General features: G+C 69.1%; 19 protein-coding genes and 1 pseudogene. 11 read left to right on the top strand and 9 right to left on the bottom strand.

Features of this window, described 5'->3' with window-relative positions:
* Window positions 1–265: 265 nt before the first annotated feature.
* The gene (locus ABVN73_RS23250; protein WP_353860961.1) at window positions 266–1033 is read left to right on the top strand and encodes an FCD domain-containing protein; all 768 of its coding nucleotides are present in this window, start codon (window positions 266–268) and stop codon (window positions 1031–1033) included.
* 81 nt (window positions 1034–1114) lie between these two features.
* Window positions 1115–1933, top strand: a complete 819-nt coding sequence (locus tag ABVN73_RS23245) for a cytochrome c oxidase assembly protein (protein WP_353860960.1) — start codon at window positions 1115–1117, stop codon at window positions 1931–1933.
* Between the two features lie 33 nt (window positions 1934–1966).
* Here the strand turns inward: ABVN73_RS23245 and ABVN73_RS23240 are convergent, their stop codons facing one another.
* A complete protein-coding gene (locus ABVN73_RS23240) occupies window positions 1967–2560 on the bottom strand; it encodes a class I SAM-dependent methyltransferase (protein WP_353860959.1) in 594 nt (197 codons plus the stop codon).
* Window positions 2561–2705: 145 nt separating this feature from the next.
* Window positions 2706–5369, bottom strand: coding sequence for an ATP-dependent chaperone ClpB (gene clpB / locus ABVN73_RS23235; RefSeq protein WP_353860958.1), 2664 nt, complete (start codon window positions 5367–5369; stop codon window positions 2706–2708).
* 358 nt (window positions 5370–5727) lie between these two features.
* On the opposite strand from clpB, the gene ABVN73_RS23230 reads away from it, so the two are divergent.
* The 8 genes from ABVN73_RS23230 to ABVN73_RS23195 all read left to right on the top strand — a co-directional run bounded on the left by ABVN73_RS23230 (window position 5728) and on the right by ABVN73_RS23195 (window position 13048).
* Complete coding sequence (locus ABVN73_RS23230) at window positions 5728–6489, top strand: IclR family transcriptional regulator (RefSeq protein WP_353860957.1); 762 nt, start codon at window positions 5728–5730, stop codon at window positions 6487–6489.
* Window positions 6453–7445, top strand: a complete 993-nt coding sequence (locus ABVN73_RS23225) for a 2-dehydro-3-deoxygalactonokinase (protein WP_353860956.1) — start codon at window positions 6453–6455, stop codon at window positions 7443–7445. Before ABVN73_RS23230 ends, ABVN73_RS23225 begins: the two co-directional genes overlap by 37 nt.
* Window positions 7446–7450: 5 nt before the next feature.
* Window positions 7451–8101, top strand: coding sequence for a 2-dehydro-3-deoxy-6-phosphogalactonate aldolase (locus tag ABVN73_RS23220; RefSeq protein ID WP_353860955.1), 651 nt, complete (start codon window positions 7451–7453; stop codon window positions 8099–8101).
* 129 nt (window positions 8102–8230) lie between these two features.
* Window positions 8231–9139, top strand: coding sequence for a tripartite tricarboxylate transporter substrate binding protein (locus ABVN73_RS23215; RefSeq protein WP_353861432.1), 909 nt, complete (start codon window positions 8231–8233; stop codon window positions 9137–9139).
* 77 nt (window positions 9140–9216) lie between these two features.
* Complete coding sequence (locus ABVN73_RS23210; protein WP_353860954.1) at window positions 9217–9729, top strand: tripartite tricarboxylate transporter TctB family protein; 513 nt, start codon at window positions 9217–9219, stop codon at window positions 9727–9729.
* Between the two features lie 48 nt (window positions 9730–9777).
* Window positions 9778–11322: a tripartite tricarboxylate transporter permease gene (locus ABVN73_RS23205; protein WP_353860953.1), complete on the top strand. Its 1545-nt coding sequence runs from the start codon at window positions 9778–9780 to the stop codon at window positions 11320–11322.
* Entirely contained in the window at window positions 11319–12233 is a 915-nt protein-coding gene (locus tag ABVN73_RS23200) for an SMP-30/gluconolactonase/LRE family protein (protein WP_353860952.1), read from the top strand. Before ABVN73_RS23205 ends, ABVN73_RS23200 begins: the two co-directional genes overlap by 4 nt.
* Before the next feature lie 38 nt (window positions 12234–12271).
* The gene (locus ABVN73_RS23195) at window positions 12272–13048 is read left to right on the top strand and encodes an SDR family NAD(P)-dependent oxidoreductase (protein ID WP_353860951.1); all 777 of its coding nucleotides are present in this window, start codon (window positions 12272–12274) and stop codon (window positions 13046–13048) included.
* 46 nt (window positions 13049–13094) lie between these two features.
* On the opposite strand, the gene ABVN73_RS23190 is transcribed toward ABVN73_RS23195, so the two are convergent.
* A complete protein-coding gene (locus ABVN73_RS23190) occupies window positions 13095–13532 on the bottom strand; it encodes a hypothetical protein (protein WP_353860950.1) in 438 nt (145 codons plus the stop codon).
* The gene (locus ABVN73_RS23185; protein ID WP_353860949.1) at window positions 13529–13750 is read right to left on the bottom strand and encodes a hypothetical protein; all 222 of its coding nucleotides are present in this window, start codon (window positions 13748–13750) and stop codon (window positions 13529–13531) included. The genes ABVN73_RS23190 and ABVN73_RS23185 overlap by 4 nt, the downstream gene beginning before the upstream one ends.
* Before the next feature lie 426 nt (window positions 13751–14176).
* Here ABVN73_RS23185 and ABVN73_RS23180 point away from each other — a divergent pair, with 426 nt between their 5' ends.
* A complete protein-coding gene (locus ABVN73_RS23180; protein WP_353860948.1) occupies window positions 14177–15406 on the top strand; it encodes a hybrid sensor histidine kinase/response regulator in 1230 nt (409 codons plus the stop codon).
* Window positions 15407–15472: 66 nt separating this feature from the next.
* Here the strand turns inward: ABVN73_RS23180 and ABVN73_RS23175 are convergent.
* From ABVN73_RS23175 to ABVN73_RS23155, 5 genes and pseudogenes are all read right to left on the bottom strand, one after another.
* A pseudogene (locus tag ABVN73_RS23175) lies at window positions 15473–15856 on the bottom strand (response regulator); the annotation flags it as partial.
* 33 nt (window positions 15857–15889) lie between these two features.
* Window positions 15890–18922 (bottom strand): response regulator, encoded by a 3033-nt coding sequence (locus ABVN73_RS23170; protein ID WP_353860947.1) that lies wholly within the window; start codon window positions 18920–18922, stop codon window positions 15890–15892.
* A gap of 13 nt (window positions 18923–18935) precedes the next feature.
* Window positions 18936–19745, bottom strand: coding sequence for a transporter substrate-binding domain-containing protein (locus ABVN73_RS23165; protein ID WP_353860946.1), 810 nt, complete (start codon window positions 19743–19745; stop codon window positions 18936–18938).
* Between the two features lie 19 nt (window positions 19746–19764).
* Window positions 19765–20529 carry a transporter substrate-binding domain-containing protein gene (locus ABVN73_RS23160; RefSeq protein WP_353860945.1) on the bottom strand — a complete coding sequence of 255 codons (765 nt, stop codon included), beginning with the start codon at window positions 20527–20529 and terminating at the stop codon, window positions 19765–19767.
* 279 nt (window positions 20530–20808) lie between these two features.
* Window positions 20809–22287 (bottom strand): PAS domain-containing methyl-accepting chemotaxis protein, encoded by a 1479-nt coding sequence (locus tag ABVN73_RS23155; protein ID WP_353860944.1) that lies wholly within the window; start codon window positions 22285–22287, stop codon window positions 20809–20811.
* Window positions 22288–22530: the final 243 nt, after the last annotated feature.

Here is a 22530-nt window from a genome sequence, read left to right as displayed (position 1 = left end):
TCCGGTCAAAACTTATGACCAAAGGCTCAGAACGGATACATTGGGTCGCAATGGTTGGCAATAGGGAAAATTCAATTTACCGTCAGCGTAGCGAGAGACTTTTTCTTGCCCGTGGTATTACCACCTGACCCTTCCAGGGGCGGTGTGATCGGGAAACGGTGCCGCGGGGCGAGCGGGGGCTGGACGTGCGAGAGCCCTGACGATATCTAACCTTCGGAAGCGGGCGGGATTTCTGCGGATGCAGGGCAAGGGGCAAGGCAAGGGAATGATCAAGCCGGCCAAATTGGCGGACGCCATCGCGGACCATCTGGAGACGCTGATCCGGGAAGGCGTGCTGCGCCCGGGGGAGAAGCTGCTGCCGGAACGCGATCTGGCGCTCAAGCTGGACGTCTCGCGCCCGTCGCTGCGCGACGCGCTGGAGAAGCTGGAGGAGCGCGGGCTGCTCGTCTCCGGGCGCAACGGCACGCACATCGCGCAGTTCCTGGCGCCCATCGCCGCCCCGCTGGCGGCGCTGCTGCAATCCGATCCGGACGCGCCCTTCCATTATCTGGAGTTCCGCACCTCCATCGAGGCCGCCGCCGCCAAGCTGGCCGCCCAACGGGCGACCGACCTCGACCGCAAGGCGATCCGCGCCCTGGCCCAGCGCATGCGCGACGCCCACGGCAAGGACGACCCGTCGGAGGAGGCCGACGTGGACGCCCAGTTGCACCTCGCCTTCTACGAGGCGGCGCACAACACGGTGATGCTGCACATCATGGGCGCGCTGTCGGAAATGCTGCGCAACGACGTGTTCTACAACCGCGACCGGCTCTACACCCGGCCCGGCGTGCGCGACCTGCTGCTGGAGCAGCATCTGGCCATCGTCGACGCGGTGCTGGCCGGCGACGCCGAGGCCGCCCATGCGGCGGCGGAGGCGCATGTGATGTTCACGCTGCACACCCTGCGGGAGATCCGCGAGGACGACACGCGGCTGGAGGCCTCCCTGCGCCGCATCGGGCGCACCGACCTGATCGAAACCGCCGAGCGGGCCTGAGCCCCGTTCGGTCGCCCGTCATTCGGGAACCCGAGAGCCATTCCGGGTTTTACACGGCTGTAGGCCAAGGGAGGTCCAGCCGTGCTCACCGAAACGCCGCTCTCCGCGACGCTGCCGTCCATCATTCCCTATTGCGGTGCCCCGCCGGTGCCGGAGGGGTTCTGGAGCGCCTGGAACGGCGATCCGGTCCTGCTGTCCGTCTTCGCCTTGGCCGCCGTGGGATACGCGATGGTGGTGCGGCGGCATGGGGCGGGCATGGCTCGGCACCAGCCCTGGTGCTTCGCCGCCGGATGGCTGGTGCTGTTCGCCGCCTTCGTGTCGCCGTTGTGCAACCTGACCTCCGCCCTGTTCTCGGCGCGGGTGGTCCAGCATCTTCTGACCATCCAGGTGGCGGCGCCCCTGCTGGTCCTGTCCTGGCCGATGGGCGTGGTGCGCTGGCCGGGCTGGGTACGGACCCTCGCCTCACCCCTCGCGGTTCCGGAGATCGCCTGGGGTCTGTTCGGGCTGTTCCTCTGGGTATGGCACCTGCCGGGGCCCTACATGGCGGCGCTGCGCTTCGACGCGGTGCTGTGGGTCATGCACGCCAGCCTGCTCGTCGGCGCGGTGGCCGCGTGGCGGACGGTGCTGGCCCCCGACGATGGGGCGATGCGGGGGCGGGGGCTGCTGTCGGCCTTCGGCACCTCGGTCCATCTCGCCATCCTGGCGGCGCTGCTGATCTTCGCCCCGCAGCCGCTGTTCGTCTACCATCTGGACACAACCGCGCCCTGGGGCCTGTCGGCGCTGGCCGACCAGCAGCTCGGCGGCCTCATCATGGGGGTGGTCGGGGCGGCGGTCTATGTGGCCGTCAACCTCTACGCCCTGGCGCGCTGGCTGATGGTGCCCGAAGGTCAGCGCCCCTAACCGCGGCCATCGACACGCGGGAGGTGGAAGCCGTCAGCGGGCTTCCAGCCCAACGAAGCTCCAGGACACGTCGCCGCGGCCGAGCATATCCTCCCGGTCATTGCGATGGATGCAGCGAAGGCCGACGGACGCGGCGAGGTCGATGGTCTCGGCGGCCGAAACCTCATACATCGTCCGCCCCGCAGGCACGGGGCCGTGCCGCAAGGACATGATGACCCTGCCGTTCGGGGTCAGGAGGCCCGCGATGTGCGGCATCGCGATGCCGCGCTGGTCATCATCAAGGTGCATCCACACGGCGGTGAGCAGGACGACGTCGTAGCGCCCGCCCTGGCTCCGCACCTCCGCCAGCTCCGGCAGACCATCATCGATCCACCGGATCGGCGTCGCGGCGTGGATGCGCATCCCCGCGCCGCGAAGCTCCGCTGTCGGTTCGACGGCGGTCACCTTGTGGCCGAGGACCGACAGGGCAGCCGCGTCGCGTCCCGTGCCCGCGCCGATGTCCAGGATGCGGCTCGGCCGGGAGGGGAAGAGGTGGAGCACGTCGCGATGCACATCGGCGAACGCCACACTCTCGTACTGTTCCGTGAGCGCTTCCGCGTTTTCACCGTAGCCGTTCATTCCACTCATTCCCCGGCCCTCCGCATGGCGCGCCGATCACGGCGCAACGGACCCCTGCTTACCACAGAGCGCGGGACATCCATGGTGCGTTGGGGGACGCGCGCAACGAAAAACCCCGGTCCTTGCGGACCGGGGGTCTCGTGTCGCGTCACGCTCAGTGAACGGCGGCGCTACTGCGGCCGCTGCCGGTCAGGGCGAAGCCCAGCGGCGGGCGCTCCGGGGCCTTGAAGCCGGTGGCGCGGTCCTCCTCGACGGGCACACCGTCCAAGGTCAGGCGACCGTCCCGCGCCGACAGGTGCAGGGTCGAGCGCTCGTCCACCTCGCCGTCGAGCAGACGCTCGGCGATCGGGTCCTCCACCAGATTCTGCACCGCCCGCTTCAACGGACGGGCGCCGAAGGCCGGGTCCCAGCCGAGGTCGGCGAGGCGGGCGCGGGCCGCGTCGTCGGCGGTCAGCGACAGGCCACGCTCGGCCAGACGGTCGGCGACGCGGGCGAGCTGAATGTCCACGATGTGGGCCATCTGCTCGCGCCCCAGCCGGCGGAAGATCAGCACGTCGTCCAGCCGGTTCAGGAACTCCGGCCGGAAGGCGCGGCGCACCGCGTCCATCACCTCGACCCGGGCGCCCTCCAGGCTTTCGTCCTCGCCGAGCGCCGTCAGGGCGTCCGCCCCCAGGTTCGACGTCATGATCAGGATCGCGTGGCGGAAGTCCGCCGTGCGGCCCTGGCCGTCGGTCAGCCGCCCGTCGTCGAGCGCCTGGAGCAGCACGTTCAGCACGTCCGGATGGGCCTTCTCCACCTCGTCCAGCAGGACGACCTGATAGGGCCGACGCCGGATCTTCTCGGCCAGCGTGCCGCCGTCGTCATACCCGACATAGCCCGGAGGCGAGCCGATCATGCGGGCGACGGAGTGCTTCTCCATGTACTCCGACATGTCGACGCGGGTCACCGCGGTCTCGTCGTCGAACAGGAAGGCGGCCAGCGCCTTGGCCAGCTCCGTCTTGCCGACGCCGGTCGGGCCGAGGAACAGGAAGGAGCCGGTGGGACGGTTCGGGTCCTTCAACCCGGCCCGCGCCCGGCGCACCGCCTTGGAGACGGCGCGCACCGCCTCCGCCTGGCCGACGACGCGCTCGGCCAGCCGGTCCTCCATGCCCTTCAGCCGCTGCCGCTCGCTGTCCAGCATGCGGTCCACCGGGATGCCGGTCCAGCGGGTGACCACGGCGGCGATGTCCTTCGCCGTGACCTCCTCCCGCTCCGCGTTGGCGCGGGATTCGGCCTCGGCCAGACGCTTCTCCAGGTCGGGGACGACGCCGTAGGCCAGCTCGCCGGCCTTCGCCCAGTCGCCGTCGCGCTGCGCGTGCTCCAGCTTCGTGCGGGCCTGGTCCAGCTCCTCCTTCAGGCGGCCCTCGGTGCGGCGGGACTGGCCGACGCGCCATTCCTCCTCCATGGCGGTCAGCTTCGCCTCGTCCTCCGCGAGTTCGGCCTCCAGCTTGAGCAGCCGTTCCTGCGACGCGGCGTCCGGCTCGGACTTCAGGGCCTCGCGCTCGATCTTCAACTGGGCGACGCGGCGGCCGACGGCGTCCAGGGCCTCCGGCTTGCTGTCGATGGCCATGCGCAGGCGGCTGGCCGCCTCGTCGACGAGGTCGATGGCCTTGTCGGGCAGGCGGCGGTCGGCGATGTAGCGGGCGGAGAGCTGCACCGCCGCGACCACCGCCGCGTCGGCGATGCGCACGCCGTGGTGCACCTCGTACTTGCCCTTGATGCCGCGCAGGATCGACACGGCGTCCTCGTCGGACGGCTCGTCAACGTTCACCGGCTGGAAGCGGCGGGCGAGCGCCGCGTCCTTCTCGATGTACTTGCGGTACTCGTCCGGCGTGGTGGCGCCGACGCAGCGCAGCTCGCCGCGCGCCAGCGCGGGCTTCAGCATGTTGGCGGCGTCCATCGCGCCGTCCGTGCGGCCGGCGCCGATCAGCGAGTGCAACTCGTCGATGAACAGGATGATGCGGCCGGCCGCCTGCTGCACCTCGGCCAGGACGGCCTTCAGCCGCTCCTCGAAGTCGCCGCGGAACTTGGCGCCGGCCAGCAGGGCGGTGAGGTCGAGCGCGAGCACGCGCCGGTCCTTCAGCCCCTCCGGCACGTCGCCGGAGGCCAGCCGCTGGGCCAGACCCTCCACCACGGCGGTCTTGCCGACGCCGGGCTCGCCGATCAGCACCGGGTTGTTCTTCGTGCGCCGGGCCAGGACCTGGATGGTCCGCCGGATCTCGTCGTCGCGCCCGATCACCGGGTCGAGACGGCCCTGCCGCGCCTCTTCCGTCAGGTCGCGGGCGTATTTGGCGAGCGCCTCGCCCATCTGGGAATCCTCCTGCCGGTCGGCGGGGCGGTTCTTGCTCAGCGACTCGACGCCCTCGACCAGCACCGCCGGATCGACGCCGGCGCGGTGGAACAGCGCGCGGGTGCTGCCGCCCTGGGCGGCCAGCGATTCGAGCAGCCGTTCGGGGGAGACGAACTTGTCGCCGGCCCCGCGCGCCGTTTCGACGGCGTTCTGGAGCACGCCGGCGAGCGCCGGGGACATGAAGATCGGGTGCGGCCCTTCGCCGTCCACACGGGTCTGGCGGTTCAGGGTTTCCTCGGCGGCGGTCTTCAGAAGCTCGGGGTCGCCGCCGGCATCGCGGATCAGCTTGGCGGGCACGCCGTCGGCGTCCTCGACCAGGGCCTTCACGAGATGTTCGGGGACGAGCTGTTGGTGGCGTCCGGCAAGAGCCGCCAGTTGCGCAGCCTGGATGACGCCGCGCGCACGGTCGGTGAACAGACCGAAGTCCATCAGGCACTCCGTTCGTTATGGTTCCCGCCCTTTGCGAAGGCGCGGGAAGACGGCCTGTGTGGCCCGCACCATGCGCGGCCCCGGTCGCCTCAAGGGAACAGATGGGCAGGGGTGCCGCCCCGATCAAGACGGCCGCCCGAACGGCCGGGCAAGGCTGTTCTGCACCGGCGTTGTCTCACTATATGGACGATGATTTATTTATTTGACACACTGCCTACGCCTTCATAAGGTGGTGGAAACTGATATGCCAGATATCGAACAAGAACGCGGGAGGGGGGATATGGCCGGCATCGGAGCAAATCCGCTCGATGCACAAGCGTCTCCGGAGAAGCCTCAGGCCTCCGGAACCCAGACGCTGATGCGCGGCCTCGCCCTCCTGGAATGCGTGGCGTCGGGCGTCGGGGACGTGAAGGGCATCGCCGCCCGGCTGGGCACGCCGCGCAGCACCACGCACCGGATGCTCAACAGCCTGACCCAGGACGGCTATCTGCATCACGTGCCCTACAAGGGCTATCTGCTGGGGCCGAAGCTGATCGCGCTCGGCATGCGCGCGCTGGAGCAGCGCCCGCTGGTCGCCATCGCCCGCCCGCACATCGAGGAGCTGGCTCGCCAGACCGGCGACACCGTCCATCTCGGCGTCGTCGAGGGGGCGGAGGTCTTCTACCTCGACAAGATTCCGAACACGCGCGGGCTGGAGATGCGGTCGCGCATCGGCCTGCGCATGCCGCTGGCCTCCACGGGGCTCGGCAAGGCGCTTCTCCTCGGCCTGCCGCGCGAGCGCTGGCCGGAGCTGTACGACCACGCGCTCCGCCTGACCGCGGCGGCGCCGGAACGGCCGCCGCTGGCGCCCTGGCCGGAGTTCGAATCCCGGCTGGCCGCCTATGTGGACCGCGGCTGGTCCTTCGACCTTGAAGAAAACGAAATCGGCATCCGCTGCGTCGGCGCGCCGATCCGTGACGTCCGCAACCAGGTCGTCGCCGCCATCAGCGTGGCGAGCGCCGTGCCCTACATGCCGGACGAACGGATGGAGGAGCTTGGGCCGGCGGTCCGGGCGGTCGCCGACGCGATTTCAAAGGATTTGGGATGGAAACAGGACGAACGGGCGTCGGGGCATCGCTGATCGCCCTCGACTGGGGAACCTCGAGCCTGCGCGGCTTCCTGATGGGCGGCGACGGGCGGGTGCTGGAGCAGCGCGCCAACGCGCACGGCATACAGAACCTGCCGATGCCGGGCATCACCGGCTTCGAGCAGGCCTTCGCCGACCTGTGCGGCGATTGGCTGGCCGCACATCCCGGTCTGCCGGTGGTGGCCGGGGGCATGGTCGGCAGCGCCCAGGGATGGCGCGAGGCCCCCTATGTCCGTTGCCCCGCCGACACGACCACCCTGGCCTCGCAGGCCATTCCGGTGGAGAGCGCGTCGGGCTTCCGCATCCTGATCGCGCCGGGCGTCCTCTACGACCCGCCGAGCGGTCCGCCGGACATCCTGCGCGGCGAGGAGATCCAGATCGCCGGCGTGCTGGCCGACCGTCCCGACTGGGGCCGCGACGCCTGCATGGTGCTTCCGGGCACCCATTCCAAATGGGTGGAGATCGTCGGCGGGCGCATGATCCGCTTCTCCACCTACATGACCGGCGAGACCTTCGCCGTCCTGTGCAAGCATTCGATCCTCGGCCGGCTGATGCCGGCGGACGCCGCCCCGGCGGAGGCCGAGTCCGACGCCGCCTTCGCCGAGGGCGTGCGGGCGGCGCAGGCCGGCGGGCCGGGCGACTTCACGCACCAGATCTTCGCCGCGCGGACGCTCGGCATCACCCGCCGCATGCCGGCGGAGCTTCTGAAGGATTACCTGTCCGGCCTGCTGATCGGGCACGAGCTGGTCTCCGGCCTCGGCCACATGCGCAACGAGCTGCATGAAGGCCGTCCGCTGCTGCTGATCGGCGAGGGCGCGCTCTGCCGCCGCTACATGCGCGGCCTGGAGCTGCTGGGCGTCGAGCCCACCGACCGGCTTGAGAACACCGCCCCGCGTGGGCTCTTCCAGTTCGCCGTTGCCGCCGGCCTGATCGCGCCGGCGGGGGAGTGACCATCATGTCCGATGAATCCCTGAAGGCCCGCTTCGACGCCGCCTTTTCCGCCCTGCCGCTGGTCGCCATCCTGCGCGGCCTGACCCCCGCGGAGGCGGAGGGCGTCGCGCAGAGGCTCTACGACAGCGGTTTCCGCCTGATCGAGGTGCCGCTGAACTCGCCCGATCCGTTCGACAGCATCGCCGCCATCCGCCGGCTGCTGCCGAGCGACGCGCTGGTCGGCGCCGGGACGGTCCTGGCGGTCGAGCAGGTGGCCCGGCTCAAGGAGATTGGGGCCGATCTGGTCGTGATGCCGCACGCCGACACCGCGGTGATCCGCGCCGCCAAGGCCGCGGGCTTGGTCAGCCTGCCCGGAATCGCCACGCCGACGGAAGCTTTCGCAGCGCTGTCAGCCGGGGCCGACGCCCTGAAGATCTTCCCGGCGGAGCTGGTCGGCCCGCGCGTCATCAAGGCGATGCGCGCGATCCTGCCCACCGGCACCCGCCTGCTGCCCGTGGGCGGCATCGCCCCGGACACCATGGCGCCGTTCCTGGAGGCCGGCGTGGCCGGCTTCGGGCTGGGGTCCGCGCTCTACGCGCCGGGCCTGTCCGCCGCCGAGGTCGGCGACCGGGCGGACGCCTTTGTCGCCGCGTGGCGGCGTCTCAACCCGCGCTGACCGCTTCACGGCAACGGCGGGTCGTTTCTTTTCCCTCTCACCACCACAAGCAATTTTCCAGGGAGAACGTTCATGAAGGGCTATCGTTTCGTCACCGGCGCCGTCGTCGGCGCGCTGACCTCCGCCACCATGATGGTCGCCGTGCAGGCCGCCGAGTACCCGACCAAGGCGATCGAGCTGATCGTTCCGTACGCCGCCGGCGGCGGCACCGATCTCGTGGCCCGCGCCTACGCGGACGCCGTGAACCGTCACCTGCCGCAGTCGGTCGGCGTGGTGAACAAGACCGGCGGCGGCGGCGCCGTCGGCCTGTCGGAGATCATGGCCGCCCGTCCGGACGGCTACCGCATCGGCATGGGCACCGTGGAGATCACCACCCTGCCGAACCTCGGCGTTGCCCGCTTCACGGTCGAGGATTTCACCCCGATCGCCCGCCTGAACGCGGAGCCGAGCGCCATCACGGTCAACGCCAACGCGCCGTGGAAGACCATCGAGGAGTTCCTGGCCTACGCCAAGGAGAACCCGGGCAAGGTGCGCATCGGCAACTCCGGCACCGGCGCCATCTGGCACCTCGCCGCCGAGGCCCTGGCGACCAAGTCCGGACTGAAGTTCAGCCACATCCCCTATGACGGCGCCAACCCGGCGGTCACGGCGCTTCTCGGCAACCACATCGAGGCGGTCAGCGTCAGCCCGGCCGAGGTGTCCAGCCACGTCGCCGCCGGCACGCTGCGCATCCTGGCCGTGATGGACGACCAGCGCTCCAAGGCGTTCCCGGACGCCCCGACGCTGAAGGAGAAGGGCATCGACGTGACGGTCGCCACCTGGCGCGGCATCGTCGTTCCGAAGAAGACCCCGGCGAACGTTGTCGAGACGCTGCGCGCCGCCTCCAAGAAGGCGGTCGAGGAGCAGGCTTTCCGCGACCAGCTGACCAAGATGAACCTCAGCTACGCCTATCTCGACGGCCCTGAGTACAAGGTGGCCATGGAGAAGGACGCCGAGATGTTCAAGACGCTGATGAAGCAGATCGGCCTCGCCAAGTAAGCCGCTTCACGTAAGCCGCATCCCCGGCGTGTCCCCGGCGGCCTTCGGGCCGCCGGGCGTCCGAAGGAGATTCCATTATGAGCAACGCTCCCGCTCCGGGCGGCAAGGCCGGCCTGCGCCCGCAGGACCGCCTTGCCACGCTGGTCATCGCCGTCCTGGTCATGGCCGTCGCGGTCGCCGCCATCATCGTCGCGGGTGATTTCCCGCCGACCATGCTGGAGACCGACGTCGGCCCCGCCCGTTTCCCCATCATCTTCGCGGTCGCCCTGCTGGTGCTCTGCGCGATCCTGGTCTTCAACACGTTGCGGGCGCCGGCCGCTCCCCCGGACGATCCGGCGCAGGCCGAACCCAAGGCCAGCTACGGCACCGTGGCCATCGGCATCGCCCTGACCGCGCTGTGCCTGTTCGGCATGGAGCATGTCGGCTACATGGTCGCGACGGTGCCCTACCTGTTCGCGCTGATGTGGCTGATGGGCCGGCGCAACCTGATCATGAACGCCGTGCTGGCCGTCGGGCTGACCGTCCTGATCGACGTCGCCTTCGTCTACGCGCTGAACGTGCCGCTGCCGACCGGGAGCCTGTTCGAATGACCCCGACCGTCCCGGCCCGCCGCAACACCCCGCCAGCGGAGGTGTGAGATGTACGAACTCGATATGCTTCTCAAGGGCGCGCAGACCCTGCTCGCCCAACCGATGGCCCTGCTGCTGGCGCTCGTGGGCGTCACGCTGGGCATCATCATCGGCGCGCTGCCCGGCCTGACGGCCACCATGGGCGTCGCCATCCTGCTGCCCTTCACCTTCGGCATGGACCCGCTGTCGGGTCTGCTGATGATTTCCGGCGTCTTCTTCGGCGGCATCTACGGCGGGTCGGTCACGGCCATCCTGCTCAAGATCCCCGGCACTCCGGCGGCCGCCGCCACCGCCATCGACGGCTACGAGCTGACCAAGAAGGGACAGGCCGGCATCGCGCTGGGCACCGCCACCTTCTCGTCCTTCCTGGGCGGCACGGCCAGCGTCTTCGTGCTGATTTTCCTGGCCCCGGTGCTGGCGCGCTTCGCCCTGGAGTTCAGCGCGTCTGAGTCCTTCGCGCTCGCCGTCTTCGGCCTGTCGATCATCGCCAGCATCTCCGGCGTGTCGGTCATCAAGGGCTTGATCTCCGGCTTCCTCGGCCTGCTGCTGGCGACCGTCGGGCTCGACCCGATGGGCGGCTTCCCGCGCTACACCGGCGGCTACACCGAGCTGTTCAACGTGCCCTTCATCCCGGTGATGATCGGCCTGTTCGCCGCCGCCGAAGCCTTCAAGTCGCTGGAGGACCCGCAGGTCCGCGCCGGCATGGCCGCGGCGCTGGACCGCATCATTCCGCCCTGGCACATGTTCCGCCGCCAGATCGGCAACATCGCGCGCTCCTCGGGCCTCGGCATCGTCATCGGCATGATCCCCGGCGCCGGCGCCGACATCGCCGCCTTCGTCGCCTACAACGAGGCCAAGCGCTTCAGCAAGACGCCGGAGAATTACGGCAAGGGCGAGCTGGGCGCCGTCGCCGCCTGCGAATCCGGCGCCAACGGCTGCACCGGCGGCGCGCTGCTGACCATGCTGACGCTGGGCATTCCCGGCGACGCGGTGACCGCCGTGATGCTGGGTGCCCTGACGCTCCAGGGGCTGCAGCCCGGCCCGCTGCTGTTCAAGGACCACGCCGATCTGGTCTTCACGCTGTTCGCCGGCATGCTGGTCTGCTACGTGATGATGCTGGTGGTCGGCCTCGGCTCGCTGCGCTTCATGGGGCGCATCCTGCAGATGCCGAAGTCGGTGCTGACGCCGTTCATCCTGGCGCTCTGCATCGTCGGCACCTACGCCATCAACAACAGCCTGTTCGACATCTGGATCATGCTGGCCGCCGGCGTCGTCGGCTACTTCATGCAGAAGTGGGACTTCCCGGCCTCGCCCGTCGTGCTCGCCCTCATCATGGGGCCGATGGCCGAGGCGAACTTCCGCCGCGCGCTGTCGCTGTCCAACGGCAGCTACGACTTCCTCTACACCCGCCCGATCACCGCGGTCCTGCTGACCATCGCGATCCTGACGCTGATGCTTCCGCTGCTGCGCCGCCTGTGGGCGGAGCGCTCGTCCGGTGGACCGACGACGATCAACCCGGCCGCCGGGAGCAGCCGCATGGGGACCCCGGAATGACGGCCGTGACCCGCATCGGCCTGGAAGCCGTCTTCGATCCCGAACTGCGCAACGGCACCGGCGAGAATCCGGTCTGGGACGCCGACCGGGGCTCGTGGACCTGGATCGACATTCCGGCGCGGACCATCCACCGGCTCGACCCCTCCAGCGGCGCCCACCGCCGCTGGACCCTGCCGGAGATGATCGGCAGCCTCGTCCTGCGTCCGGACGGCGGCGTGGTCTGCGCCTGCGAGACCGGCGTCTTCGACGTGGACCTGCCGGGCGAGGGCGGGGAGGCGGTGGTCACTGCCCTCGCCACCCACCGCTTCCCCAAGGAGGGCATGCGCTTCAACGACGGGCGCTGCGACCGGCAGGGGCGGTTCTGGCTGTCCAGCATGGTCATGGACATCAGCCAGGGCGACTCCTCCGGCCTGTGGCACCGCTTCACGCGGGCCGACGGGCTGACGGAAACCGGGACCGGCGGCTACATCATCCCCAACGGCTCCGCCTTCAGCCCGGACGGGCGCACGCTCTACGCGTCCGACAGCCACCGCGACGTGCGGATGGTCTGGGCCTGGGACTACGACACGGACACCGGCACCGCCGCCAACCGCCGCCCCTTCGTCGACATGCGGTCGATGGTCGGGCGTCCCGACGGCGCCGCGGTGGACGTCGACGGCTGCTACTGGATCTGCTGCCTGGACGAGGGCTGCATCAAGCGCTTCACCCCGAACGGCGACCTCGACCGCCGCATCGAGGTGCCGATGCGCAAGCCGACCATGTGCGCCTTCGGTGGGCCGGACCTGCGGACGATGCTGGTCACCTCGCTCAGCCGCGGGCCGGCGGACCTCGCCGAGGACCCGCATGGCGGGCGCGTCCTGATGTTCGACCCCGGCGCCCAGGGCCTGCCGGAACCCCGCCTGGCCGATTGAGCCGGGCCAAAACGACACCAAGACACGAGAGGCAAGGAATGTTTGACGATCTGAAGGGCAAGCGCGTTCTGATCACCGGCTCCACGCAGGGCATCGGCCTGGCGGCGGTGGAGGCGTTCGCCCGCGCCGGCGCCAAGGTCGCCATGAACGGCCGCCGCGTCCCGGCGGACCTGGAGGCCACGCTGGCCCGTCTGAACGGGCTGGGCGGCGAGGTCGTCTTCCTGCAGGCCGACGTGTCGGACAGCGCGGCGTGCGGCACGCTGGTCGAGGCCTTCGTGGAGCGCTTCGGCGGCATCGATGTGCTCGTCAACAACGCGGGCGGCCTGGTCGCGCGCAAGCCGCTGCCGGAGATCGACGACGCCTTCTTCGACGCGGTGACCGACCTGAACGCCCGCTCCGCGCTGATGGTGACCAAGCACGCCCTGCCGCACCTGAAGGCCGCAGCGGCGCAGAACGGCACCACCTCGTCGGTGATCTCGGTCGGCTCGGTCGCCGGCTACACCGGCGGCGGTCCGGGCGCCGGTCTGTACGGCGCGGCCAAGGCTTGGCTGCACAACATCCAGAAGAACTGGGTGGCTTTCCACACCAAGGACGGCATCCGCTTCAACATGGTGTCGCCGGGCACCTTCGACACCGCCTTCCACGCCGACAAGGACGAGGACACCAAGGCGCGCATCGGCTCCGGCTTCCCGATGGGCCGCTTCGGCCGTCCGGAAGAGTGCGCCCCGACCTTCCTGTTCTTCGCGTCGCACGCCTGCAGCGGCTACATCACCGGGCAGGTGCTCGACGTCAACGGCGGCCAGTACATGCCGTAACGGGCACATGCCGTAACGGGTCGTGCTCCCGTCCGCGTCTGCCCGGTCAGAGCGGGCGCGGCGGGAAGGCCGCCGTGAAGGCCGCCGTTTTGGCGGCGATGGCCGGCAGGGTGAGGAAGGGCACGCCGTCCTCGCACCGCAACTGCCGGGCCACCGCGTGAAGGGTGCCGTGATGGCGGCGGCAGAGGATGCCGTCGGCGTCGCGGTCGTAGAGCCGGACGAACTGGACGGGCGCCGCCCCGTCCTCCGCATGGACCTCCACCTCCACCAGATGGGTGCAGAAGGAGCAGGCGGTCAGCGGGTCCGTCGAATCGAAGGCCACGCCGGCCTCCAGGCAGCGCCGCGCGAAGGCCTCCAGAAGCACCGACGCGCTGTCCACCGTCTCCAGCCCGCGCAGGGCGCGCACGACGTCGCGCATGTGGCCGACCTCCGGCAGGATCAGCCCGGCGGCGGAATGGCGGTCGTGGATCACCAGCTTCATCATGATGCGCAGGCCGTCTCGAACAGGGTGGGGCGGTGGTTGGCCGTGCCGTTCGCAACGGCGTAGCCGGGCCGGCTCGACCAGACACGCTGGCGGATGCGGATCTGCGTCCGGCAGTCCGCCGAGCAGTAGAGCGGGGCGGGGCCGCGGCCGGAGGCGCGGGTGAACGGACGCCCGCAGCAGGCGCAATGCAGCTTCGGTGTGGCGGCGGACTGGATCATTCGGGAGTGTGTCGGCGTCGGCATGGCTGGATTCACGAGGCATTTCCAAAGTTGGACGGACTATACGAGCGGTCAGTGACAGTTTGACGGGTGAGGGCGGGCTACCACTTTTTCGCGCCCCCGCCGCCGCCCGCGGACACGGAAACGCCGACGGGCGCCGGCCGGTTCCCCGGCGCGATGCGGCGGTCCGCAAATTCGGGCAATGTGCAAAATTTGGTTGTTTTTTTGTCATATAATGATCCAAAGGGAGAGTGTTCCGCCATTCGATCGCCGATAAATTGTCTTTGATGATAAAAAATCGCGTTGTAAGGTCCCTTTTGGCGGACGAGGGTGTTTCTGCAGGCTGGAGAAGCGCTGGTTGTGGCCGGTGCCCCCAAGCGGGGGAGCGCCGCATCGTCTTTTCCGCCGCAAGAGGAAGGGGCGGATATGGGAGCACCGACGAAGGCGACGATTCTCATCGTGGATGACACCGCCGACAACCTGTCGCTGCTGAGCAGCCACCTGAAATCCATTTATGCGGTCAAGACCGTGAACAACGGCGATGCCGCTCTGCGCATCGCCTTTTCCGACCAGCCTCCGGACCTGATCCTGCTCGACGTCATGATGCCGAGCATGGACGGCTACGAGGTGTGCCGCCGCCTCAAGGCCGATCCGCGGACCCGCGACGTTCCCGTGATCTTCCTCACCGCGCGCACCTCGGTGGAGGATGAGAAGTTCGGTCTGGATCTGGGCGCCGTCGACTACATCAGCAAGCCGATCAGCCCCCCCATCGTCCTGGCGCGGGTGAAGAACCACCTGTCGCTGAAGGCCACCGCCGACTCGCTGCGGGCCACCGTCGAGGAGGTGCGGGCCGCCCACAGCCGGCTGGAGGAGACGCAGCAGCACCTGATCCAGACGGAGAAGATGGCGGCGCTGGGCCTGCTGGTGTCCGGCGTCGCGCATGAGATCAACACGCCGATCGGGGTGGCCCTGACCGCGGTGTCGCATCTCTCCGCGCTGGTCGAATCGCTGGCCTCGCAGTTCCAGAGCGGGGCGATCCGCAAGTCCGATCTTGCCCGCTTCCTGGAGAACGCGCGGGAAGGGGCGTTGCTGGTCACCACCAACATCGTGCGCACCGCCAACCTGATCCAGAGCTTCAAGCAGGTGGTGGTGGACCGCGCCGGGTCGGAGCGGCGGGTGTTCGACCTCAAGGACTATCTGTCCGACGCGCTGTTCGGGCTCGACCCCCACCTGCGCGAGGCCGGGCACAGCCTTACCGTGACCTGTCCCGCCGGCCTGACCATCGACAGCCATCCCGGCCCGCTGTCGGAGGTTCTGTCCATCCTGATCCGCAACGCCGTGGCCCACGCCTTCCGCCCCGGTCAATGCGGGCGGGTCGCCCTGTCGGTGACGCCGCGGGATGGGGACTGGGTGGAGTTGCGTCTGTCGGATGACGGCAAGGGGATCGATCCGGAGCATCTGCCCAAGCTGTTCGACCCCTTCTTCACCACCCGCCGGGGCATCGAGTTTCCGGGGCTGGGGCTCTACGTCGCCTTCAACCTCGTCCATCAGGTGCTTCAGGGGACCATCGATGTGGAGAGCCTGCCCGGCGGCGGCGCCACCTTCGTCGTGCGGATGCCGCGGCGGGTGTCCACCCCAGCGGAAGCACCGGCTTGAGGCCGGTCCTCCGTATCGCGGCGGGCAGGGGGGTGGCTGCGGTCAGGGCACCGGAAGGCGCGCGGCGACCCGCTGCAGCACCGCCGGCGGATCGACCGGCTTGGCGATGTAATCCACCGCCCCCAGGGCGAAGCCGCGCTCCCGGTCGGACTCATCGGCGCGGCCGGTCAGGAAGATCACGGGGATGTTGCGGGTTCCCGGCGCCTCCTTCAAGGCGGCGCAGACCTCGTAGCCGTCCATCTCCGGCATGACCACGTCCAACAGGATCAGGTCGGGCGCGGGGGAGGCGGCGGCGATCTCCAGCGCCTTGCGCCCGTTGTTGGCCACCTTGACCTTGTAGCTGTCCTTCAGCAGGCCGCTGAGCAGTTTCAAATTGTCCGGCGTGTCGTCCACGATGAGGATCGTGGCCTTCGGCGCAGCGGGAGCCGGTGCTGGCGATGCGATGTCCATCAACTCGTTCCGATATGAGGGGCCGGCGTCTGTTCAGGAATGCGCGGTCAGGCCGCGTTCGGCCAGCGCCGCGTCCAGGGTCGCGGCGGCTTCGTCGAAGTCGAAGTTGCGAATCTGGTTGGCGATGGCCTCGAACCGGTCGGGGAAGGCGGTCCGCAGCAAGCCGGCGTTCGCCGTCAACGTCTCCTCGGCGTCCGGGTCGCTGTCGAGCAGAAGCTGGCGGAGCCGGTCGCACAGGGCGCGGAGGTCGTCCGCATCCACCGCGACGCTCTCGGTTTCGGGCGGTGAGTCGGCGCCCGCCGGCGCCAGCGCCGCCTCCAGATGGGCGAGGAGAGCGCCGAGCGGCGGCTCCAGCGCGGCCAGCCGCTCGTCGATGTCCGTGCGTGGCCGGGCGTCGCGGATGGCGGCCTCCAGCCGTTCGGCGGCGTCCTGGACGGGGTGGGCGCCGATGTTGCCGGCGGTTCCCTTCAGCGTGTGGGCGCAGCGCTCCGCCGTGGTGAGGTCGCCCGCGTCCAGAGCCGCGCGGATGGCGGTCGTCGCACCGCGCTGCCCGGCGGTGAACTTGCGCAGCAGGTCGAGGTAGAGGCGCCTCTTGCCCAGCACCCGCGACAGGCCGGTGGCGGTGTCCAACCCGGGAACACCGACGGGCAGGTCGGCCTCCTCTTCCACCACCGGAGTCGAGAGGGGAGAGGGAGCCTCGGCACCGAGGCCGGGGCGGGGCTCGACCCAGGTCAGCAGGGCGGCCCACAGCGCCTCCGGATCGATGGGCTTGGCCAGATAGTCGTTCATGCCCGCGTCCAGGCAGCGGTCGCGGTCGGCCTGCATCGCGTTGGCGGTCATCGCGACGATGGGGAGACCGCCGAAGCCCAGCCGGCGGATTTCCAGGGTCGCGGCGACGCCGTCCATGACCGGCATCTGCATGTCCATCAGCACGAGGTCGTAGGAGGCCGCCCGCACCATGTTCACCGCGATGGCGCCGTTCTCCGCAACCTCCACCACCAGTCCGGCGTCGCCCAGCAGTTCGCAGGCCACCTGCTGGTTCAGGTCGTTGTCCTCGGCCAGCAGGATGCGGGCTCCGCGCAGGCGCGACAGATCGGCGGCCGGAGCGGCGGTCGGCGCCGGGCAGACGTCCGTCGCCGCCTCGTCGGCGCCGAGCACCCGCATGATGCCGTCGAACAGCGCCGACGGGTTGACGGGCTTGAACAGAATCTCCTCGATGGCCGTGTTCTCGGCGCCCTTCAGGACCTCTTCCCGCCCATAGGAGGTGACCATGATGTGGTGGGGGGCCATCTCCAGCTCCAGCGCGGCGAGGCCGGCGGAGGTCTCCAGCCCGTCCATCCCCGGCATCTGCCAATCGAGCAGAACGACGCGGAAAGGCCGGCCGTCGCGCGCCGCGCGCCGCGCCGCTTGAATGGCCGCCTGGCCGGAATCGACGGCTTCGGCGGTGAAGGACATGGCCGAGAGCATATCGGTCAGCACGATGCGGGCGTTCTCGTTGTCGTCCACCACCAGACAGCGCAGGCCGCGCAGATCGGGCCGCGGCAGCAACACGCGGCGCGGCTTGTCGCGGCCCAGCCGGGCGGTGAACCAGAAGCACGCGCCGCGGCCCGGCGCGCTCTCCACCCCGACCGAGCCGCCCATCAGCTCGGCCAGCCGTTTGGAGATGGCCAGACCCAGGCCGGTGCCGCCGTATTTGCGGGTGGTCGAGGCGTCGGCCTGCTGGAAGCTCTGGAACAGCTGATTTTTCTGGTCGTCGCTCAGGCCGATGCCGGTGTCGCGCACCTCGAAGCGGATGAGCAGTTCCTCGCCGGCCTCCTCCACGAGGCGGACGATGATGGCGATCTCGCCGCGCTCGGTGAATTTGACCGCGTTGTTGGCGTAGTTGACCAGGATCTGCCCGATGCGCAGCGGGTCGCCGATCAGGTCGCTCGGCACGTTCTGGGCGACGTCGAAGATCAGTTCCAGCCCCTTGGCCGCGGCCTTCTCCGCGATCAGGTCGGCGAGCGTGCCCAGCACCTTGTCCAGATGGAAGCCGGTGCGCTCGACGCTCAGCTTGCCGGCCTCGATCTTGGAGAAGTCGAGGATGTCGTTGATGATGCCCAGCAGATGCTGGCCGGACTGGCTGATCTTGAGGACGTAATCGCGCTGGCGCGGCGTCAGGTCGGTTTTCAGGGCCAGATGCGACAGGCCGATCACCGCGTTCATCGGGGTGCGGATCTCGTGGCTCATGTTGGCGAGGAAGCTGGCCTTGGCCTGGGACGCCGCCTCCGCCCGGTCCCGGGTCAGGCGCAGTTCCTCGGCCTGGGTGCCCAGCCGGACGACGGCGTTCTGGATGCTGTCCAGTTCCTGCGTGCGGGCGCCGGGAAGCCGGATGTCGCGCTCGCCCTCGCCGATGCGGCGCAGGCCGTCGGCGGCGGCGAGCAGCGGCCTGACCACATGGCGGCGGATCAGCAGCCCCGCGGCGATGAAGATCGCCAGCACCGCCACGAAAGCGAATTGTATGACCTGCGACACCAGGCGGGTGCGCTCCTGGATCTGGCCGAGGCGGCCGGCCGTCAATTCGGTGACGTCGACCAGCAGCCGGTCGCCGACCGTGTTCAACCCGACCAGCGTCTGGGCCCAGGTCTCGGCGAGGCGCTCCTCCTCGGCGTGCGCGCCGGCGTCGGCACCCTCCAACCGCCGGGCCTTCGCCGAGGAGACCTGCCGGATGACCGCGTAGGCATCCGTGACCTGCCGCTTCAACGCGGGGTCGAACTGGAAGGTCGGGTGGAAGGCCAGGGCCTGGGCGGCCAGCAGGGCCTCGCGGCGGCGGCGGGGATCGTCGGCGGAGAGGACGATCGCCCCCGACTGCTTCAGCCGCTCCAGATTCACCACGGCGCGCTGGCGTTCCAGGATCAGCGGCACCATGCGGTCCTGGCTGTCGGCGGCCAGACGTTCCATCTTGCCCTGCTCCCCGACGATGCCGAGGAACAGCAGGCCGATCAGCGTCAGCAGGATGGCGCCGCCGGTGAGAATCGCCGGCTGCAGCCGTACGCGGGGATGCCTGCGGTCGCGGGCGGGCGTCATGGCCGGTTCCGGTTCAATAGATGTCGAAGGGGAAGTACGTGCGGTTGATCCGCTGGTAGGTGCCGTCGTTGCGCAGGGCCGTCAGCGCCCGGTCCACCGACGCCTTCAAGTCGTGCCGGCCGGGCGGAAAGACGATGTGCACGGTCCCGCCCAGCCCATCCTCCGACATCGGGGTGCCGATGGTCTCGAAACCGTCCCCGGAGTCGGACAGCAGGAAATGCACCACGTTCAGCGTCGGCCCGATGGCCATCTCGCTTCGGCCGCTGCGCATGGCCTCCCACAAGTCGTCGAGCGTGGAGACGGGAATGAGATTGGCCTGCAGCGTCGGATCGGCATCGGCGAGACGGAGCAGGGCGGCGTGCTGCCGCGAGCCGCGGATGGCGGCGATGCGCCGGCTGCGGATCGCCTCCTCCAGGCCCAGCTCCGGCATGCCCCGCCGCCCGACCAGACTGGTGCTCGACCGCCAGTAAGGAAGGGAGAACAGGAGCCGCTGCTCGCGCTCCGGCGTGCGCAAGACATTGCCGAAGCCGATGTCGTAGCGGCCTGCGGCGACGTCGTCGATGATCTGCTTGAAGGGGGCCGCGTCGAAGCTGCACACCACCTCCAGCGACCGGCACAGCTCCCGCCCGAAGTCGATGTTGAAGCCGACCAGCAGCCCGTCGGCGTTGCGGTCGCTGAAGGGTGGGGAATGGTCGATGACGACGATGCGCAGCTGCGGCCGGCCAGCCGGTGGCGGTGCGTCGGCCCCGGCCGGCTGCGGCAGCGCGAGCCCGGCGAGCAGGGCCGCGGCGGTCAGCAGGGCGTGTGCCGTGGGGAGGCGCATGCGGAAACCCATTGGGGCCTCAATACATCCGGAAGGGCAGGAAGCGGGAGCTGATGGCGTCGTAGCGCCCGTCCGCGAGGATGGCACGCAGAGCCATGTTGACGCGGTCGCGCAGCTCCTCACGGCCCAGCGGGAGGGCGATGGCCGACTCGCCGCCCAGCCCGCTCTCGGTCAGCGGGTCGCCCACCACCTCCAACTCTTCGCCCTCCGCGCTGGTCAGCAGATGGACGGTGACGGCGGTCGGGGCCAGGGCGAGGTCGACCTGCCCGTCAAGGACGGCGCGCAGCGCTTCCGCCTGGTCGTCGTAGATCACAACGGTGCAGCCGGTGTTCTTCGCGGTCAGGTAATCATACTGCTTCGATCCGCGGGTCACGGAGACGCGCTTGCCGGTCAGGTCCGGCGCCACGCCCGGCGTCCATCCGCCGGCCCGCCCGATGTAGCTGGAGCTGGACCGTTTGTGGCGGTCGGTGAAGAGGTATTTCTTCATCCGCTCCGGAGTTTTCAGGATGCTGGCGACCGCGAAGTCGGCGGCGTTGCGGTCGAGCAGGTCCAGGACTTCCGGAAACTGCAGCGCGGTGATCTCGCAGCGGATGCCCATGGTGTCGCAGAGGGCGCGGGCGATCTCCACCTCGAAGCCGGTCAGCCTGCCCTGCTCGTCGACCATCGCGTAGGGCGCCATCTTCCAAGTCAGCACCCGGTAGATATCGTCCGCACGGGCGGACACCGCCGCCGGGATACAGAGCAGGACGGCAAGCCACAGGGTCGCGAGGGTGCGAAACGGCATCAGGCGGTGCATGGGCTGCCTCGGCAAAGCGGAACGATGGAGCGCGGCCTCCGTCCGGCGTTCCGATGCCGGGGGCATGCCGCGCTCCGATTGAATATCAGCGCCTCAACCGGTTCGAATTCCCGGATATGGCCTGACAATACCATCCAATGCGGATCGGTCAAGCCGATCAATAATCCCATAAGTTGTTAACGTCTTGCAGCACGCCGCCGCAACGGCTTCCGTCCGATTTTTCCGCTCCTTGATCTCAATCCACGGTTTTGGCTGCGGAGATGTGCATCAGGCCGCCAGGGTGCGTGACAGCGCCTTGACCTTTCCGGTCGACTGCGCGGCGTCTTCGGTGGCGTGGGCGATGCCGGCCATGTTGCCGCTGATCGTCGCGATGGCGTCGGCGGTGACCTGCATGTGGGCGGAGATGTCGCGCACGACGGCGCTCTGCTCCTCGGTGGCGGACGCGATGGCGGCGGAGATGCCGTTCAGTTTGCGGATCGTGCCGCCGATCGAGCTGATGGCGCGGGCGGCGGAGTCGGTGGCGCCCTGGACTTGGGCGATCTGCGACGTGATCTGCTCCGTTGCCTTGGCCGCCTGGGTCGCCAGCGCCTTCACCTCGGACGCGACCACCGCGAAACCCTTGCCGTTCTCCCCGGCCCGCGCGGCCTCGATGGTCGCGTTCAGCGCCAGCAGATTGGTCTGGTTGGCGATGTCCGAGATCATCTTGACCACCAAGCCGATCTGCTTGGCGGCCTCCACCAGTTCCTCAACCGTCGCGCCGATCCGTTCGGCCTCGCCGACCGCGTCGTTCGAGATCACCGAGGCGGTGGCGGTCTGCTGGCTGATCTCGTTGACGGACGCGACGAGTTCCTCGGTCCCCGCGGCGATGGATTGTACGGTGTGGCTGGTCTGGGCGGCGGCCTCCGCCGCGGCGGACGCCTGCCGATTGGCATCGGCGATGGACTGGGAGATACGGCCGAGGTCGCCATCCACCGCGCGCCCGATGTCGGCGCGGTTCAACCGCTCCTTTACCCGCTCCGTGATGTCGGTGGCGAACTTGACGACCTTGACCAAGCGACCCTGCGGGTCGAAGACGGGGTTGTAGCTGGCCTGGATCCAGACGTCGGCGCCGTCCTTGCGCAGCCGCCGGAACTCCGTCGTCTGGTGCTCGCCGCGCCGGAGCGCGTCCCAGAAGCGGCGGTAGGCGTCGCCGTTGCGCTCCTCCGGCGCCACGAAGATGGCGTGATGCCGGCCGGTGATTTCATCCAGCCGATAGCCCATGGTGGCGAGGAAGTTGGCGTTCGCCGCCAGGACATTGCCGTCGATGTCGAATTCGATGACCGCCTGCGATTTGTTGACCGCTGCGATCTGTCCCTCCAGATCGGCGGACCGGCGCTTGTTGGCGGTGATGTCCGTGGCGTAGGCCACGACCATGACCGTCCGGCCCTTGTGGTCCCGGACCGGGGTGAAGACCGCCTGGACCCATGGCTCCCGCCCGGCCTTGCCAAGCAGCAGGCATTCTCCGGACCATGGTTGGCCACGCCGCAGCGCATCCCACACGGTCTGCGGGGTGCTGCCCTCTTCGCTTCGAAGGAAGAAAACCGACGACCAAGGCCGGCCCTTGATCTCATCCAGGCTGCAGCCGAGCGCCGCAATAAAATTCTTGTTTGCGGAAAGAACCAGACCGTCCGGCGAAAGGTCGACGATGGCCTTTGCGGCATCCAGCGACGCGAGCTTGGCCTTCAATTCCGCGCGTCCCGCTGACATGAGCTTGAGCATGGGATCACCAGAGGCATGTGGAGGTGGCTGGTGGGTCGTGTCGGGGATTGATTTAGATGCCAGCAATCGTGGATTTCAATTCAATTTGTCGAAAGGCGCAGCTTCCAAATAGTCATAGTCTTATCGTTTACCGCGTTGGTGATGCTCCATAGAACTGGCATCCGGATTTCCGGGTCTGGATTGAACAGTTCTGTCCTGTCCCGTCTCATTTATGCCGGCTCGGCCGAAGGG

It is taken from the genome of Azospirillum formosense (genome assembly GCF_040500525.1).
GTDB classification, from domain to species: Bacteria; Pseudomonadota; Alphaproteobacteria; order Azospirillales; family Azospirillaceae; genus Azospirillum; species Azospirillum formosense_A.
This window is presented reverse-complemented; position numbering and strand designations above follow the sequence as displayed.

Excerpts from the sequence above, each read along its gene's own strand:
- ABVN73_RS23205 (WP_353860953.1), top strand. The coding sequence starts at position 9,778 with ATGTACGAACTCGATATGCTTCTCAAGGGCGCGCAGACCCTGCTCGCC.
- clpB (WP_353860958.1), bottom strand. The coding sequence starts at position 5,369 with ATGGACTTCGGTCTGTTCACCGACCGTGCGCGCGGCGTCATCCAGGCT.
- ABVN73_RS23215 (WP_353861432.1), top strand. The coding sequence starts at position 8,231 with ATGATGGTCGCCGTGCAGGCCGCCGAGTACCCGACCAAGGCGATCGAG.
- ABVN73_RS23185 (WP_353860949.1), bottom strand. The coding sequence starts at position 13,750 with ATGATCCAGTCCGCCGCCACACCGAAGCTGCATTGCGCCTGCTGCGGG.
- ABVN73_RS23190 (WP_353860950.1), bottom strand. The coding sequence starts at position 13,532 with ATGATGAAGCTGGTGATCCACGACCGCCATTCCGCCGCCGGGCTGATC.
- ABVN73_RS23160 (WP_353860945.1), bottom strand. The coding sequence starts at position 20,529 with ATGCCGTTTCGCACCCTCGCGACCCTGTGGCTTGCCGTCCTGCTCTGT.
- ABVN73_RS23195 (WP_353860951.1), top strand. The coding sequence starts at position 12,272 with ATGTTTGACGATCTGAAGGGCAAGCGCGTTCTGATCACCGGCTCCACG.
- ABVN73_RS23240 (WP_353860959.1), bottom strand. The coding sequence starts at position 2,560 with ATGAGTGGAATGAACGGCTACGGTGAAAACGCGGAAGCGCTCACGGAA.
- ABVN73_RS23165 (WP_353860946.1), bottom strand. The coding sequence starts at position 19,745 with ATGCGCCTCCCCACGGCACACGCCCTGCTGACCGCCGCGGCCCTGCTC.
- ABVN73_RS23250 (WP_353860961.1), top strand. The coding sequence starts at position 266 with ATGATCAAGCCGGCCAAATTGGCGGACGCCATCGCGGACCATCTGGAG.
- ABVN73_RS23200 (WP_353860952.1), top strand. The coding sequence starts at position 11,319 with ATGACGGCCGTGACCCGCATCGGCCTGGAAGCCGTCTTCGATCCCGAA.
- ABVN73_RS23230 (WP_353860957.1), top strand. The coding sequence starts at position 5,728 with ATGCGCGGCCTCGCCCTCCTGGAATGCGTGGCGTCGGGCGTCGGGGAC.
- ABVN73_RS23225 (WP_353860956.1), top strand. The coding sequence starts at position 6,453 with ATGGAAACAGGACGAACGGGCGTCGGGGCATCGCTGATCGCCCTCGAC.
- ABVN73_RS23155 (WP_353860944.1), bottom strand. The coding sequence starts at position 22,287 with ATGTCAGCGGGACGCGCGGAATTGAAGGCCAAGCTCGCGTCGCTGGAT.
- ABVN73_RS23220 (WP_353860955.1), top strand. The coding sequence starts at position 7,451 with ATGTCCGATGAATCCCTGAAGGCCCGCTTCGACGCCGCCTTTTCCGCC.
- ABVN73_RS23180 (WP_353860948.1), top strand. The coding sequence starts at position 14,177 with ATGGGAGCACCGACGAAGGCGACGATTCTCATCGTGGATGACACCGCC.
- ABVN73_RS23210 (WP_353860954.1), top strand. The coding sequence starts at position 9,217 with ATGAGCAACGCTCCCGCTCCGGGCGGCAAGGCCGGCCTGCGCCCGCAG.
- ABVN73_RS23170 (WP_353860947.1), bottom strand. The coding sequence starts at position 18,922 with ATGACGCCCGCCCGCGACCGCAGGCATCCCCGCGTACGGCTGCAGCCG.